The organism is Paracidovorax sp. (genome assembly GCF_057642795.1).
In genome coordinates this window covers 416,261-430,549 of record NZ_JBXYZY010000021.1, presented here as the reverse complement: position 1 = coordinate 430,549, position 14,289 = coordinate 416,261, and the positions used below count along the sequence as shown (strand labels likewise).

General features: G+C 69.0%; 13 protein-coding genes. 5 read left to right on the top strand and 8 right to left on the bottom strand.

Annotated elements, in window-relative coordinates; genetic code table 11:
* Positions 1 to 16 precede the first annotated feature (16 nt).
* Entirely contained in the window at positions 17 to 2,152 is a 2,136-nt protein-coding gene (locus AC3A84_RS08825; protein WP_487969216.1) for a TonB-dependent receptor family protein, read from the bottom strand.
* Between the two features lie 211 nt (positions 2,153 to 2,363).
* On the opposite strand from AC3A84_RS08825, the gene AC3A84_RS08820 reads away from it, so the two are divergent.
* Both AC3A84_RS08820 and AC3A84_RS08815 read left to right on the top strand, forming a co-directional pair.
* The gene (locus AC3A84_RS08820; RefSeq protein WP_487969215.1) at positions 2,364 to 2,696 is read left to right on the top strand and encodes an SMR family transporter; all 333 of its coding nucleotides are present in this window, start codon (positions 2,364 to 2,366) and stop codon (positions 2,694 to 2,696) included.
* Between the two features lie 217 nt (positions 2,697 to 2,913).
* Positions 2,914 to 4,245, top strand: coding sequence for a PQQ-dependent sugar dehydrogenase (locus AC3A84_RS08815; protein ID WP_487969334.1), 1,332 nt, complete (start codon positions 2,914 to 2,916; stop codon positions 4,243 to 4,245).
* A gap of 10 nt (positions 4,246 to 4,255) precedes the next feature.
* On the opposite strand, the gene AC3A84_RS08810 is transcribed toward AC3A84_RS08815, so the two are convergent.
* From AC3A84_RS08810 to AC3A84_RS08800, 3 genes are read right to left on the bottom strand one after another with little or no spacing between them, the layout of a single operon-like run.
* Positions 4,256 to 5,578, bottom strand: coding sequence for a type II toxin-antitoxin system HipA family toxin (locus tag AC3A84_RS08810; protein WP_487969214.1), 1,323 nt, complete (start codon positions 5,576 to 5,578; stop codon positions 4,256 to 4,258).
* A gap of 27 nt (positions 5,579 to 5,605) precedes the next feature.
* Positions 5,606 to 5,923 (bottom strand): helix-turn-helix domain-containing protein, encoded by a 318-nt coding sequence (locus AC3A84_RS08805; protein WP_487969213.1) that lies wholly within the window; start codon positions 5,921 to 5,923, stop codon positions 5,606 to 5,608.
* A gap of 53 nt (positions 5,924 to 5,976) precedes the next feature.
* Positions 5,977 to 6,936, bottom strand: a complete 960-nt coding sequence (locus AC3A84_RS08800; RefSeq protein WP_487969211.1) for a LysR substrate-binding domain-containing protein — start codon at positions 6,934 to 6,936, stop codon at positions 5,977 to 5,979.
* A gap of 117 nt (positions 6,937 to 7,053) precedes the next feature.
* Between AC3A84_RS08800 and dsdA the strand changes: the two genes are divergently transcribed.
* The 3 genes from dsdA (at position 7,054) to AC3A84_RS08785 (ending at position 11,105) form a co-directional block, all read left to right on the top strand.
* Positions 7,054 to 8,424 (top strand): D-serine ammonia-lyase, encoded by a 1,371-nt coding sequence (gene dsdA / locus AC3A84_RS08795; protein WP_487969210.1) that lies wholly within the window; start codon positions 7,054 to 7,056, stop codon positions 8,422 to 8,424.
* A gap of 69 nt (positions 8,425 to 8,493) precedes the next feature.
* Complete coding sequence (locus AC3A84_RS08790) at positions 8,494 to 9,486, top strand: Bug family tripartite tricarboxylate transporter substrate binding protein (protein ID WP_487969209.1); 993 nt, start codon at positions 8,494 to 8,496, stop codon at positions 9,484 to 9,486.
* A gap of 62 nt (positions 9,487 to 9,548) precedes the next feature.
* Positions 9,549 to 11,105, top strand: a complete 1,557-nt coding sequence (locus tag AC3A84_RS08785) for an amidase (protein ID WP_487969208.1) — start codon at positions 9,549 to 9,551, stop codon at positions 11,103 to 11,105.
* 76 nt (positions 11,106 to 11,181) lie between these two features.
* Here the strand turns inward: AC3A84_RS08785 and AC3A84_RS08780 are convergent, their stop codons facing one another.
* The 4 genes from AC3A84_RS08780 to AC3A84_RS08765 all read right to left on the bottom strand — a co-directional run bounded on the left by AC3A84_RS08780 (position 11,182) and on the right by AC3A84_RS08765 (position 14,245).
* A complete protein-coding gene (locus AC3A84_RS08780; protein ID WP_487969207.1) occupies positions 11,182 to 11,697 on the bottom strand; it encodes a hypothetical protein in 516 nt (171 codons plus the stop codon).
* 61 nt (positions 11,698 to 11,758) lie between these two features.
* Positions 11,759 to 11,968, bottom strand: coding sequence for a putative motility protein (locus AC3A84_RS08775; RefSeq protein ID WP_487969206.1), 210 nt, complete (start codon positions 11,966 to 11,968; stop codon positions 11,759 to 11,761).
* Positions 11,969 to 12,080: 112 nt separating this feature from the next.
* Entirely contained in the window at positions 12,081 to 13,523 is a 1,443-nt protein-coding gene (locus tag AC3A84_RS08770) for a dihydrolipoyl dehydrogenase (RefSeq protein ID WP_487969205.1), read from the bottom strand.
* Between the two features lie 128 nt (positions 13,524 to 13,651).
* Positions 13,652 to 14,245 carry an IMPACT family protein gene (locus tag AC3A84_RS08765; RefSeq protein WP_487969204.1) on the bottom strand — a complete coding sequence of 198 codons (594 nt, stop codon included), beginning with the start codon at positions 14,243 to 14,245 and terminating at the stop codon, positions 13,652 to 13,654.
* Positions 14,246 to 14,289: the final 44 nt, after the last annotated feature.

Below are 14,289 nucleotides of genomic sequence, written 5' to 3'. Positions count from 1 at the left end.
TCGGCGATTGCCAGCCTTACAGGAACTGGGCTCGCAGCCCGACCATGACGCGACGGCCGGCCGCGGGCTCGTAGAAGCGGCCGTTGCCGTCGTTCACTATGACCGAGCCGACGTAGTTGCGGTCGAACAGGTTGTCCAGCCGTGCCCAGAGCTGCCAGCGTGGCTGGCCGGAGCCGCCTGCTGCGCCGCCGCCGATGGTGTAGCCCGCGCGCAGGCCCACCACGGCGAAGCCGGGGGCGGCGGCGGTGTTGGTGTCGTTCACCTGCACCTTGCTGGAGATATCCAGCGATGCGCCCAGCTGCCAGGCGGCCGTGGGGGCGTAGTCCAGCGCCAGCTGCGCCACCTGGCGCGCCGTGCCGGGAATGCGGTTGCCTGCGGTCACGCGGGCGTTGTTGGCGCCGGTGTAGGGGCTGCCGAAGTAGGCATCCAGCCAGGTGTAGGCGGCGCGCGGCGTCCAGGCGCCGGCCTTGGCGCTCCAGGCCAGTTCCAGGCCGCGGCGGCGCACGTTGTCGGCGTTCTGATAGACGGTGCGGCCGTTCACGGTGGCGGCAGGCACGATCTCATCGCGGCTCTTGGCGTCGAACAGCGCGCCCTCCACGCGGTGGACCGCTCCCTGCCACTTGGCGCCCAGCTCCACCTGCCGGCTGCGCGATGCGGCCAGGCCGTAGTTGGGCCCGGTGTTGTCGCGGCTATAGGCCATTTCGGCGAGCGTGGGCGTCTCGAAGCCCTGGCCCAGGTTGGCATAGAGGTTCAGCTGCTCGCTCGCGGCCCAGACCAGGCCCACGGCGGGGCTGGTCTGGCTCCAGGTGCGCAGGCCGCTGTCGTCCGGGCTGGCGGCGTTGATGAAGCGGTCGTCCACCGAGGCGCGCACGCGGCTCATGCGCAGCCCGGCGATGGCGCGCCATTGCGGGGCGATCCAGGCATCGACCTGCGCGAACAGGTCGGTGTTGCACGCTCGGTCCTGCTCGTTGCGGCGCAGGGCCCCGCTCTGGCCGTTGTTGTTGACGAAGCCCTGGCGGTGCTCGGACTGGCGGTCGGCGTCCAGTCCTACCGTCCAGGTCAGCGGCAGGCCCGAGGGCATGCGGGTGGCATGCGTCCAGGCCAGGCCCAGGCCGTAGTAATCGCGGTCCAGGTCCACCACGCCGCCCGAGCTGGTGGCGGCCGCGCTGCTGAACGAAAGGGTCTGCGTGAGCTGGCGGTTGCCGCCGTAGGCGCGGGCGCGCACGCTGTCGTGCTCGCCCAGGCGCCGCTCCAGCACCACGCCCAGCTGGTTCTGCGAAACGGACTTGCGCGTGTCGAAATCGTAGGCCTGGGCCGTGGCCTGGCGCGGGTTGGCCTGCCACTGCGAGCGCGTCAGGCCCAGCGGGTCTTGCGACAGGGGCTGGTCGTAGAGGTTGACCAGGGTGGTGATGGTGGTGTCGGCATCGGGGCGGGCCACGAGCTTGCCGTTCAGGTGGGTGCGGCGGGTGGCACTGTGGTCGCGCCAGCCGTCGGTCTCGAAGCGCGAGACATCGACCAGTCCGCCCAGGGTGCGGTCGCCGAAATCGACCGAGGCATCGGCCAGCCGCTGGCCGTAGGAGCCCGCCGCCACTGCGGCCTGCGCGCCGCCGCCCGGGCGTGGGTCGCGCGTCGTCACCTGCAGCACGCCTCCGGCGGAGTTGCCGTAGAGCTGCGCCAGCGGGCCGCGCAGCACGTCGATGTGCGCGGCCGACTGTAGTTGCGCCGTGGCGGCCTGGCCCTGGCCGTCGGGCATGGTGGCGGGAATGCCGTCCACCAGGATGCGCACGCCTCGCACGCCGAAGGTGGACCGGGCGCCGAAGCCGCGCACCGAGATCTGCAGGTCCTGCGCGTAGTTCTGGCGGTCCAGTGCCACCACGCCGGGCTGGCCGGCCAGCAGTTCCGACAGGTTGACCAGCGGCGTGGGCGCGGTGAAGCCGTCCACGTCCACCCGTGTGTAGCTGGCCGCGGCATCGAAGCGGCGCTGCGCCTCGGTGCTCCCGCCCCGCACATCGACCGTGGGCAGCGTCGCGGTGCCGGCCGCGGCCTGGGCGAAGGCGCTGGGCGCGCAGGCCAGGGCAGCGCACAGGGCGATGAGCCGGTGGGGGTGTGGCAGGGACGGAGCAAAGGGGCAGAGAGGAGGGCGCTGGGACATGGCGGAGTGGGCTGCAGAGAAAAAAGACCGAGACCGGGCGCGCAAGGGCGCAGAGGAGGCGGCGAGGATACAGGCACGGTGCCCAGCGGCGGCGGCGCCTCCAGGGCGCGTGTTGCTTATAGTTCTGAGTCATGGGGCGGCACGCGTCGCCCGGGGCCCCATGCGGCCCGCCTTTCGCCCCGCTTCAACCGTCTGTCTTCGCTTCCCCTCCATGCATCCCTTCGCACTCCTGGGTATCGCCATCGTGGCCGAGGTCATCGCCACCTCGGCCCTCAAATCGTCCGATGGCTTCCAGCGGCTCTGGCCCTCGGTGCTGTCCGTGGCCGGCTACTGCCTGGCCTTCTTCATGCTGGCCCAGGTGATGAAAAGCATTCCGACCGGCGTGGTCTATGCCATCTGGTCGGGTCTGGGCATCGTGCTGATTTCCGTCGTCGGCTGGGTGCTGTACGGCCAGAAGCTCGATGCGGCGGCCATCGCCGGCATGGCCTTGATCGTGGCCGGGGTGGCCGTGATCCAGCTGCTGTCCAAGACCGCGTCGCACTGACCCGCTGGTTCAGGTCAAATCGCCCCCTGGCGTATGCAAAACGGGCGCATTGCGCTTTTATTTTGATAGCAGCGGGTGGACGGGCGAACGGCTGACAGACAGGGCCGTTGGCGCCAGGCCAGACTGCGGCCTCTGTTGCCCCTGCCGAAAGACACCCACCATGCCAGAGCCCCGCGCTTTCGTCTTCTGCCACTCCTTGCGTACCCGCTGGCCCGCCATGGCGCTGGGCCTGATTGCCGCTGCCGCGCTGTCGGCCTGCGGCGATACCGCCAAGCTGCCCTTCGAGGCCGGCGTGGGCCCGGCGCCCACGTTGCCCGAGCCGAACAAGTCGCTGATCCCGACCGTCAACATCGCTCCCGCCGAAGGCTGGCCGCAGGGGCAAAAGCCTGTGCCCATGGCCGGCATGCAGGTGACGGCCTTCGCCCAGGGGCTGGACCATCCGCGCTGGCTGCTGGTGCTGCCCAACGGCGACGTGCTGGTGGCCGAGACCAACACGCCTGCGAAGCCCCCTCAGCCCGACCAGAGCCTGTGGCAGAAGCTGCGCGGCTGGGTGATGGGCAAGGTGATGGCGCGCGCCGGCTCCGGCGCACCTCCGGCCAACCGCATCACGCTGCTGCGCGATACCGACGGCGACGGCGTGGCCGAGACCCGCAGCGTGCTGCTGCAGCAGGGCCTGCATTCCCCCTTCGGCATGGCGCTGGTGGGCAGCGAGCTCTACGTGGCCAACACCGATGCGGTGGTGCGCGTTCCGTACCAGACAGGCCAGACGCAGATCTCCGCCGCGCCCGCCAAGGTGGTGGACCTGCCCGGGCTGCCCATCAACCATCACTGGACCAAGAGCCTCATCGCCAGTCCCGACGGCGCCAAGCTCTATGTGACGGTGGGCTCCAACAGCAACGTGGCCGAAAACGGCATGGAGGCCGAAGCCGGCCGTGCCGCCATCTGGGAGGTGGATCGCGCCACGGGCGCGCACCGCCTCTTCGCCAGCGGCCTGCGCAACCCCAACGGCCTGGCCTGGGCGCCTGGCACCGGCGCGCTCTGGACGGTGGTCAACGAGCGCGACGAGATCGGCAGCGACCTCGTGCCGGACTATCTCACTTCGGTGAAGGATGGCGGCTTCTACGGCTGGCCCTACAGCTACTACGGCCAGCATGTGGACCAGCGCGTGCAGCCGCCGCAGCCCGAGCTGGTGGCCCGGGCCATCTCGCCCGACTACGCCCTGGGCAGCCACGTGGCCCCGCTGGGGCTGGCGTTCTCCGACCCGGCGCGCGACAAGGCACTGCCGCCCGCGCTTGCCAGCGGCGCCTTCATCGGCCAGCACGGCTCCTGGAACCGCAAGCCGCGCAGCGGCTACAACGTGGTCTTCGTGCCCTTCGTGGGTGGCAAGCCGCAGGGCCGGCCGATCGAAGTGCTGAGCGGCTTCGTCAGCCCTGACGGCAAGGCCTGGGGCCGCCCGGTGGGCGTGGCGCTCGATGCCAAGGGCGGCCTGCTGGTGGCTGATGACGTGGGCAATGCGGTCTGGCGCGTGAGCGCGGCCCCGGCGCGCTGAGCCCCGTCGTTCAGGCGCGGCGCGATGCGGTGAGGGCCACGCCGCCCTGCAGCCGCTCCAGCACCGTGGCGCGCAGGCTGGCGGGCGCCTCGGCCAGCAGGGCCGGCCATTCGGCCTGGGCTTGCGCCACCGCCTCACGTGCCCAGGCCACGTAGCGCGGCGCTCGCAGCAGGCCCGCGGCCTTGAGCAGCGCCTCCAGGTCGGCCCAGGTCAGAGCGCGCAAGGTCTTGTCGATGGCGCGGTTCACGGCGTATTGCGTGGGCGGTGTGCCCTCGAAGAAGGCGGCCACACAGACCGGGTCGTAGAGCGGTGCCAGGCAGGGCGTGCGGCCGTCGGGATAGATCAGCGCCCAGTTCTTCAGGTGTGCGTCGGTATTGCCCAGCAGGGTGAAGGCGACCATGCGGGTGACGAATTCCCGCACGTCCTGCACCGGGCGGCTGCTCAGGCGGTCGAGCACGCGCAGCATGGTGGTGCCATCGTGCAGCAGGCCCCGGCCGTACTTCTGGCGCGGCGTATAGCCCAGCACCTGGTTGAACTCTTCCATGTGGATGCGCGAGCCGTCGGGGAGATGGTCGAAGCGCTGCACGGCCAGCAGGCTGTCGAAGGGAAGGCTTTCGGGCAGGTCGGCCTCTGCGCGGGTGACGATGGCGGCCTGCGCGCATTCCAGGCCCAGCGCCCGGCAGAGCCGGTAGCCTGTGAATTCGTTGTCCACCAAGTCGGGGTGTGCGGTGGTGGGCAGCTTCAGGATCACGCTGCCCGCTGCGCCCCGGCGCCGCACCACGTAGCGGCGCCCGTCCTGCACGGCGCTGAACTTGGTCACCACGCCTGGCAGCGAGGCCGCATCTTCCACGGGGTATTCGACGAAGCCGGGCTCCAGCACGTCCAGTCCTTGCGTGGTGTGCCAGTGGCGCACCACGTCGGGAATGCCTTCGCGCGGCGGCACCGGTTCTACCTCCAGCGCGCCCATCAGGTCGTGGCCGGCGGCTGCCAGCAGCTCGAATTCGTCGTCCGGTCCGCAGCCACGCTCGCGCGCCAGCCGGTCGCGGTTGTGGCCTTCGGGCAGCAGGTTCTGAAAATACGCCGGCCAGCGGCCGTCAGTGCGCACCAGCCGCGCGTCGCGGGCCGAGGTCAGGATCTGCCGCGTGGCAGCCTCGCTATCGCCCCGGTATGCCAGCGACAGGGTGGGGCGGGCCGGGTCTGCTATGTACTCCGCGTCGAAGGACACGCGCAGGATGTCGCCGTACTGCGAGAGGTATCCGATACCCCGCCGACCGGCACCCAGCGCTGCAGGCTGGTGCAGGTAGAGGCGCAAGTAGCGGATGGCGGTGGACATGGCTGGGGCGTGGGTTCTGGGCGGGGCCTAGCCCTGGCGAAGGCCATCCACGACCGAGGGCGGTGCATCCGCACCCGGCGGCTGGCCCAGAAAGCGCCCGCCGGCCTGGATGAAGGCCTGCAGCTCGGGCCTCAGTGCGCTGGGCACGGCGATCAGTTCCATGCCCAATACACGGGCCATCTCGGCCAGGGTGGAAAAGCGTGGGTCCAGATCGCCGCCTTCGGTACGCTGCACCGTCATGCGCGAGAGGCCAGCGCGCTCGGCCAGTTGCGCTTGGGTGAGCTGCTGCGCCTTGCGTGCCGCTGCCAGGCTGGAGATCAGCGAGGGCGGGGAGTCTGGATTCATGATCATATTTATACGCTTATTTGTGATAAAGCTCATTTTAAATAGCTAATGCATCAGGCGGGGGGCGGCAGGACGCTGGCTCTCCGTTGCGCGAAGCGCCGCCCCTCCTGGATCAGCCATTCGCCCACCCACTGCATGGCTGTGCCGGGCTGCGGGAGGGTCACGTAGTAATAGGCCGCGTGCGAGACCACGCTGCGGCCGAAAAGCGGCACCAGGCGCCCGGCGATCACATCGTCGAGCACCAGCGCGGCGCGGCCCATGGCGATGCCCCGGCCGGCCAGCGCCGCGCTCAGTGCCAGCTGCGAGAGATTGAATTCGGGTCCGCCGTGCCAGGCCGGCAAGGGTGCGCCGACCTGGCTCAGCCACTGTTGCCACTCTTCATGGGGGCGGGCGCCTTCCCAGGGTGTGCTGTCATGCAGCAGCCAGTCGCCCTGCAGTTGTGCGGGCTCCTGCAGGCCGGGATGGGCCGCCAGAAAGTCAGGGCTTGCAACCGGGATCAGCCATTCGTCAAGAAAGACGGTCGCCTGCAAGTCGGGGTAGCCGCCCAGGTCGAAGCGCACGGCGGCCTCGATGCCGCCCTGCACCATGCGTGTGCGGTCCAGGCGGTGGAATTCTCCGAATACGCGCAGGCCCACCTCGGGATGCTGGCGCAGGAACTCACCCAGGCGCGGCGTTAGCCACTGCATGGCGAAAGAGGGCGAACAGCTGAGGGTTGCGATCGGCGATTCCGCATCGCCTCGCCGCTGCATCTGGCCCAGCGTGCTCTCGATCGCGTCGAAGCTCTCGCGCAGCACCACCGCCAGCCATTTGCCTTCGGGCGTGGGCACCAGGGCACGCGGCGCGCGCAGGAACACGGGCCGGCCGAGCCACTGCTCCAGCTGTTTGACCTGCTGACTGACCGCACCCTGGGTAATGCACAGTTCGGCCGCTGCGCGGGTAAAGCTGCCGTGGCGGGCGGCCGCGTCGAACGCGCGCAGCCAGGCCAGCAGTGAGGGGGAGAGTCGGATGTCCATGGCGGGCAAGTGTCTGCGACGGGCGGGCTGCCAAGTCTTCGCTATGAGTATGACTAATGATGGCGGCCAATATAAATGCTTTGTGTGCAGACGCCTGCCTGCCCAAGAATGCGATCCATGCGCTCTGAATGCCCCGTTCCCGATCTCCTGTTGTCCAGCATCCGCAATGCGGAGCCCGCTTTCTGGGCCAACCCCAGCCGCGCCGCGGATCTGCAGCCCGTGCTCGACGCCGATGGCCAAGGCATTAGCCTGGGTGATACGAAGGCGGCCGCTGGCCGGTTCGCGCGGTGGGCCGGCGCTTTGGCCGAGCTGTTCCCTGAACTGCAGGCCACCGGCGGAGTGATCGAGTCGCCCCTGCTGCCCGCCGAGGCGCTGCGACCGGCGCTGGGGCTGCAGGCGCAGGCCGGTGCGCTCTGGATCAAGGCCGACCATAGCCTGCCGGTAGCGGGCTCCATCAAGGCGCGTGGCGGGCTGCACGAGGTGCTGGAATTCGCCGAGCGCCTGGCGCTGGAGCACGGCCTGGTGGACCCGACCACTCCGCCTGATTCGCAGGTTGAGGCCTGGCGCACCCTGGCCTCTCCGCGTGCCCGGGCACTCTTCGGTCGCTACACGGTGGCGGTCGGCTCCACGGGCAATCTGGGCCTGAGCATCGGGGTGGCCGCGTCGGCGCTGGGCTTCAAGGCGGTGGTGCACATGTCGGCGGACGCCAAGGAATGGAAGAAGGCACGCCTGCGCCAGCGTGGCGTGCAGGTGGTGGAGCATGCAGGCGACTATGAACGCGCCGTGGCCGCGGGCCGCGCCGAGGCCGAAGCCGATCCGTTCTGCCACTTCGTGGATGACGAGCGTTCGCTCTCGCTGCTGCTGGGCTACAGCGCAGCGGCTCTGCATCTGCAGGGCCAGTTGCAGCAAGCGGGCATCGAGGTGGATGCCGAGCATCCGCTCTTCGTGTATCTGCCCTGCGGCGTGGGCGGAGCCCCCGCCGGCATCGCTTTCGGGCTGCGGCAGCTGCTGGGCCCGCACGTGCATTGCTTCTTCGCCGAGCCTGTGCAGTCGCCTTGCTTTCTGGTGCAGATGCTGGCGGGCGAGGGCGCCCACCCCTCCGTCTATGACCACGGCCTGACCAACGCCACCGAGGCCGATGGGCTCGCCGTGCCGCGCGCCTCGCTGCTGGCGGCGGAGCTGATGCAGCCGGTGATTTCGGGCTGCTTCACCGTGCGCGACGACACCTTGTTCCGCCAGTTGGTGCAGGTGCTGGACGCCACGGGTCAGCGTATCGAGCCATCGGCTGCGGCCGGCTTCAGCGGCCCGGCGTGGCTGGCGGACAGCCCCGCAGGCCGGCGATGGCTGGAGGCCTCGGGCCTGGACATCCGCCTGGAACGGGCCACGCACCTGGTCTGGACCACAGGGGGGCTCTTTGTGCCACCCGCCGAGTACGTTCGCTTCGAACAGCGGGGTAGGGCGCTGCTGGCGCAAGGCCCCGCTGCCTGAGCCGCCGGCCATCTTCCCCTTTTCGCTTCCGCTTCCGTTTTTCGTCAACCGCCTTCTGAGAGAACCGCCATGAACCGCAAGAAGATGATGCTGTCCCTGCTGCTGCCCGCAGCGCTCTGCGCCCTGGGTGCCTCCGCGCCCGGCATCGCTGCCGCGACCGAGGCCTATCCCACCCGGCCGATCACGGTGGTCATTCCGTTCCCGCCGGGCGGCGCCACCGACGTGCTGGGCCGGCTTATCGGCAAGAAGCTGGGCGATGTGCTGGGCCAGAGCGTGGTGATCGACAACCGGGCTGGCGCGGGCACGGTGATCGGCGCGAGCTTTGTGGCCAAGGCTGCACCCGACGGCTACACGCTGTTCATGAGCTCGGGCACCACCTTCACCGTGAACCCCGCCATCCGCGCCCGGCTGCCCTATGACCCGGTCAAGAGCTTCGAGCCCATCGGCATGACCGGACGCACCGGACTGGTGCTGTTGGCCGGCAAGGATGTGCCCGTGCGTGACCTGAAGCAGTTCGTTGCCACGGTCAAGGCCGCACCCGATACCTATTCCTATGGTTCCTTCGGCTCCGGCACGACCTCGCAGTTCGCCGGAGAGATGTTCTTCAACGCCGCCGGCCTGAAGATTCAGCATGTGCCCTACAAAGGCAGCGCACCGGCCATGGTGGACCTGATGGGTGGGCAGATCCCGTTCACGGTCGATACCGTGTCCGCTGCCGTGCCTCAGGTCAAGGAAGGAAAGATCCGTGCGATCGCCGTTACCTCGGCGCGCCGATCGCCCTTGCTGCCGCAGGTGCCCACCCTGGCCGAAAGCGGCTACCCGGGCTTGGAGATGGATACCTGGCTCGCCCTCGTGGCTCCCGCGGGCCTGCCGCCTGCCGTGAGGAGCCGTCTTGAACAGGCCCTCGCCACCACGATGGCCGACCCTGGCACGCGCCAGAAGCTGCTGGACAATGGCTTCGAGCCCGTCTTCATGCCCGGCAAGGAGGTCAGTGCGATGATCGAAAAGGAACTGCCCCTGATGCGGGCCATCGCCCAGCGTGCCGGCATCAAGGCCGACTGAGCCCCCTCCCACGGCCTAGTACCCACGGCGGCCCGGCCGTCCGCCTCTCTTGATGAAACGACATGACTTCTGACACCCGCCTGGTGGAGCTGTCCGCCAATGAGCTCCGCCACCGCATCGGCCAGCGCGAGATCTCGCCCGTCGAACTGCTCGAAGCCTGCATCGAGCGCATCGACGCGGTGAATCCTTATGTCAACGCCGTCACGGCTACCTGCTACGACCGCGCCCGCGCCGAGGCCCGTGCGGCCGAGCAGGCCGTGCTGCGCGGCGAGCCGCTGGGGTTGCTGCACGGGCTGCCGATGGGGGTGAAGGATCTGGAGGCCACGGCCGGCCTGCTGACCACCTACGGCTCGCAGATCTACCGCGAAAACATCCCTGCCGAGGACAACGTGCTGGTGGCTCGGCTGCGCGCGGCGGGTGCCATCGTCACGGGCAAGACCAACATTCCCGAGATGGGCGCGGGCGCCAATTCGCGCAACACAGTGTGGGGTGCCACGGGCAACCCTTTCAATCCGAACCTGAATGCGGGCGGCTCCTCGGGAGGCTCGGCGGCCGCGCTGGCCTGCGATATGTTGCCGGTCTGCACGGGCTCCGACACTGGCGGCTCGCTGCGCATCCCCGCCGCCAAGTGCGGGGTGGTGGGCTTTCGGCCTTCGCCCGGCGTGGTGCCCAGTTCGCGCAAGCTGCTGGGCTGGACGCCACTCTCCGTCGTTGGACCCATGGGCCGCACGGTGGCCGAAGCCTGCCTGCAACTGGCCGCCTCGGCGGGCCTGTCGGCAGGCGATCCGCTGAGCTATCCGCTGGACCCGATGAGCTTTCTGCATCCTGAGCCGGTGGATCTGGCCGGCCTGCGCGTGGGCTACACGGAGGACTTCGGTGCCTGCGCGGTCGATGCGGGCATCCGCCGCACCTTCCGCGAGAAGGTCGCTGCCATGCGGCACCTGTTCAAGCGCTGTGACCCGATCGACTTCGACCTGGGCGATGTGCATCGCTGCTTCGACGTGCTGCGCGCCGAGGCCTTCGTGGCCAGCACGCGCGACGCCTACCAGCGCGATCCGGAGAGCCTGGGCCCCAACACCCGCGCCAATTACGAGATCGGTGCCGCCATGTCGCTGATCGACAGCGCCTGGGCGCAGGCCGAGCAGACGCGCATCCTGGCGCGTTTCCAGCAGGCCTTCCGCGACTTCGACGTGATCCTGGCGCCCACCACGCCGGTTTCGCCCTTTCCGTGGACGTCGCTCTTCGCCAGTCATATCGACGGAGAGGCGCAAGCCAACTACTACCGCTGGCTCGGCCTCACCTATGTCACCACGCTCACTACCCACCCCTCGCTCAGCCTGCCGTGCGGGCGTGACGAAGCGGGCATGCCGTTCGGGCTGCAGGTGGTGGGGCCGTTCCGGGGTGATCACTTCACGCTGGGCATAGGGCAATCGCTGGAACAGGCTTTCACTGGCATTCCTGGGCTCCAGAGGCCGCGCCCTGATCTGGAGGCTTTGGTGCACATGCCGGCCGAGCCGGCGCTGACCTCCATCGTGACGCAGGCGCCGCACCCCGAAGATGCGCGTGGCGTGCCGCGCGCGGGAGCGTCGGTGTCGGCCGCTACGGTATCCGCGGTCTGATTGCGGTCTGCTGTGGCCCGGCCCCCCCTGGCAGACAGGGACGGGCAGACCTCGGCGGCAGTCCGTCGTTTCCTGCTCAGGCGTAGGTGTTGACCTGGGTGCCCAAGGGTCCGGAACCGGCTGGCGGCAGCTTGGGTGGGGCGGCTGCGCCCGTGTTCGATCCCGTATCGGCCTGTAGTGAGGCTAACGATTCCAGCAGGCCGGCTTGAAGCAACCCGCCACCAAAGGCCCCCGGTTCGGTCATGCCGGTATAGGCCTGTGACATGCCTCCCTGGGACACGGAACCCAGCAGTGTGCTGTCCAGCATGCCGGTTTGCAGCAGGCTGGCTTCATTCAGTGCCGCTTCGAGAGCGGGGTCGGCCGTGCCTGGGGTGGCCGGCGGCTGGCTTGCAAGTGTCTGGCTGTCCAGCAATGCCGCCTGCAGGGAGTCGGATAGCACGGAAGCCGGGCCGAGGAGCGCCAACTCGTCGGCCTGCTCAAGATCCTGGATCGGCCGCAACGCGTTCGATCGCGCGGTGCTGCTGGACGCGTCGAACCCTGCGCTGAAGAGGCCGGGAAGGCCGGGGAGGCCGGCGAAAGGGGAAACGTCCATACGAACTCCTTTGGTGTCAGCGGCCTTGCAACGGCCGCTGCCAGTCCCCCTTGGATGCTTTTCAGGCGAAGGCGTTCACTTGCGTGCCCAGATTGCCGGAGGTCGCGAGTGCAGGCTGGGGCGAGGGCAGGGCCTGCAGCAGCGTGGCGGCGGCCGCTTTCTGCGTGTCCATGGCTTTTTTCAGTACGGCAACACCCACGGCATTGGACGTTTGGGCGTTGGTCGCCGCGGTGGCGGCGTTGACGATGGATTGGGAGAGCGAAACGTCCATGGAAGACTCCTGGGAGTGTGTCTGAATCCCGGCGGGCCGCCGGCATGCGAGTGCAGTCCGCTTCTTTATCGGCATATCGGCCCGCGGGTTGAGCCTCTCTGCGTCAATATCTTCAATCCAGTGCGTTGCTGCCATAGGCGCCGCAAGCGGCCAGGTCCGATTCGGACAAGCGCGGCAGTTGGGAGGCGGCCTTGCGCAGCGCGGTGCGCAGGCCTTCTTCCAGCACCGGGTGGTAGAACGGCATGCCGAGCAGTTCAGCCACAGTCAGCTTGCGTTCGATGGCCAGAGCCAAAAGATGGGCCAGGTGCTCGCCGTCGGGCGCACAGAGTTCCGCGCCCAGCAGCCGGCCGTCGGCTTTGTCGGCATAGACGTGCAGCAGGCCATGGTTGCGTTGCGCCACACGGGCACGGCCTTGGTCCTCGAAGTCCACACTGCCGGTCACGAAGTCGCTGCCGGCCGATGCCTCAGACTCCTGTTGGCGCTTGTGCAGAACCGCATGGCGACGGCCGATCACGGCTGCATTGGGCTGGGTGAAAGCGATCGCGAGGCGGGTGCGGCGTTTGAATGGGTGGGGCTCATCCGCCATGGCATTCAGTCCGGCAATGTGGCCTTCATCCGCCGCTTCATGCAGGAGCGAGCGGTCGCCGTCCACGTCGCCCGCCATAAAGACGCGCAGCTCGCCCACCTGCATGGAGCGTGGGTCGATGGGGGGTAGCCCCTTGTCGTTCAGTTCCAGCCCCAGCGTGTCGAGCCCCAAGTGCTCGACGTTGGGGCGGCGGCCCAGAGCGGCCAGCACCTGGTCCACCACCACAGTGGTGCGGCCGTTGGTCACCTCGATGCCGCTGGCCACCTCCCGCAACTGGACCTCGCCGCCCTGGTACACGCTGAATTCGTCCTTGAAGCTGTCGAGCAGCGCGTTGTTGATCTCCGGGTCGCTCAGTCCCGCTACGGTGCCCTGCTTGCTGAAGGCCGACACCTCCAGGCCCAGGCGTGCCAGCGCCTGGGCCATCTCGGAGCCGACCGGCCCGAGGCCGATCACCGCGATGCGCGGCCCCAGGCTGGGCTGCTCGAAAAGGGTGTCGGTCGTCAGGATGCGGTCGCCGAACGCGAGCCAGGGCTCAGGCACCACCGGCCGTGAGCCGGTTGCGATGACGATGTTGCGTGTGCTGTGGACGGTGCCGTTCACTTCGACACGCTGCGCGTCCAAAAGGCGCGCCCGGCCCGATATGGCCCGCTCGCCCGCGTCGGTAGAGCGCAGCGTGGCGTCAACGAAGCGGTCGCGCACGGAGCGCACGCGCTGCAACACCGCCGCAAGGTCCGCCGAAAGGCCGTCTGCGCCCCGGATGCCCAGCGTTTCCAGCTTGCGCCGCGCGTGGAAAGCGTTGCCGGCCTCGATCAGCAATTTGGACGGCATGCAGCCCACGCGGGCGCAGGTGGTGCCCCACGGCCCGTCATTGACGAGGAGGTAGCGGTCGGTGCGCTTGCGTACTTCGCGCAGGGCCGCCAGCCCGGCGGAGCCCGAGCCGATGATGATGACGTCGAGGGTGTCGCTCATGAACGCAGTTCTTCCCCAGCGGAAGAGAAGGAGTTGGATGGGGCAGTGTGGCCTGTGCCAGCGCACGGCGGTGTAGGCCGCCAGGCCCTGCGCTTGCGCAGGCAGGCCGTGCCGGCAGCCCGGTGGCTTCAGTCCTGCACCGGGTGCCAGCCGACCCGGCCCTGGCCCAGATCGTTGATGCGCTGCACGAACGCATCCGCCTGGGCGTGGGGCAGGCGCAGGCGCAGCATCACCTGCGAGGCGTGCTCCACCTGCAGCAGCTCGGCACCCGTCGCGTCGGTCTCTCGTCGCAGCAGCCCTTCCAGTGCGTAGGGCACCTCGCACTGCAGCGTGGCCATGCGCTGGAGGACCACCTTCTCGGCGCCGAGCAGTGCCTGCGCCACGGTATCGGTGTAGGCGCGAACCAGGCCGCCCGCTCCGAGCTTCACGCCGCCGAAATAGCGCACTACGGTGGCCAGGACACCCTCGAGATCCTGGTGGCGCAGCACGTCGAGCATGGGCCGGCCTGCGGTGCCGCCGGGTTCGCCGTCATCCACGGCGGCGGACTGTCCGCCCGCCAGTAGCGCCCAGCAGATATGGGCCGCATCGGGGTGCTGCTTCCAGAGCGCATCCACGGCGGCTTGCGCGCTGGCGCGGTCGGCCATGGGCTGCACGCAGCCGATAAAGCGGCTCTTCTTGATGATGATTTCGCTGTATGCGGGGGAGCTCAGGGTCTGGGGCATGGGGCGCAAAGTCTAGGGCCTGTTGCCACTGGCCTTGGGGTTTG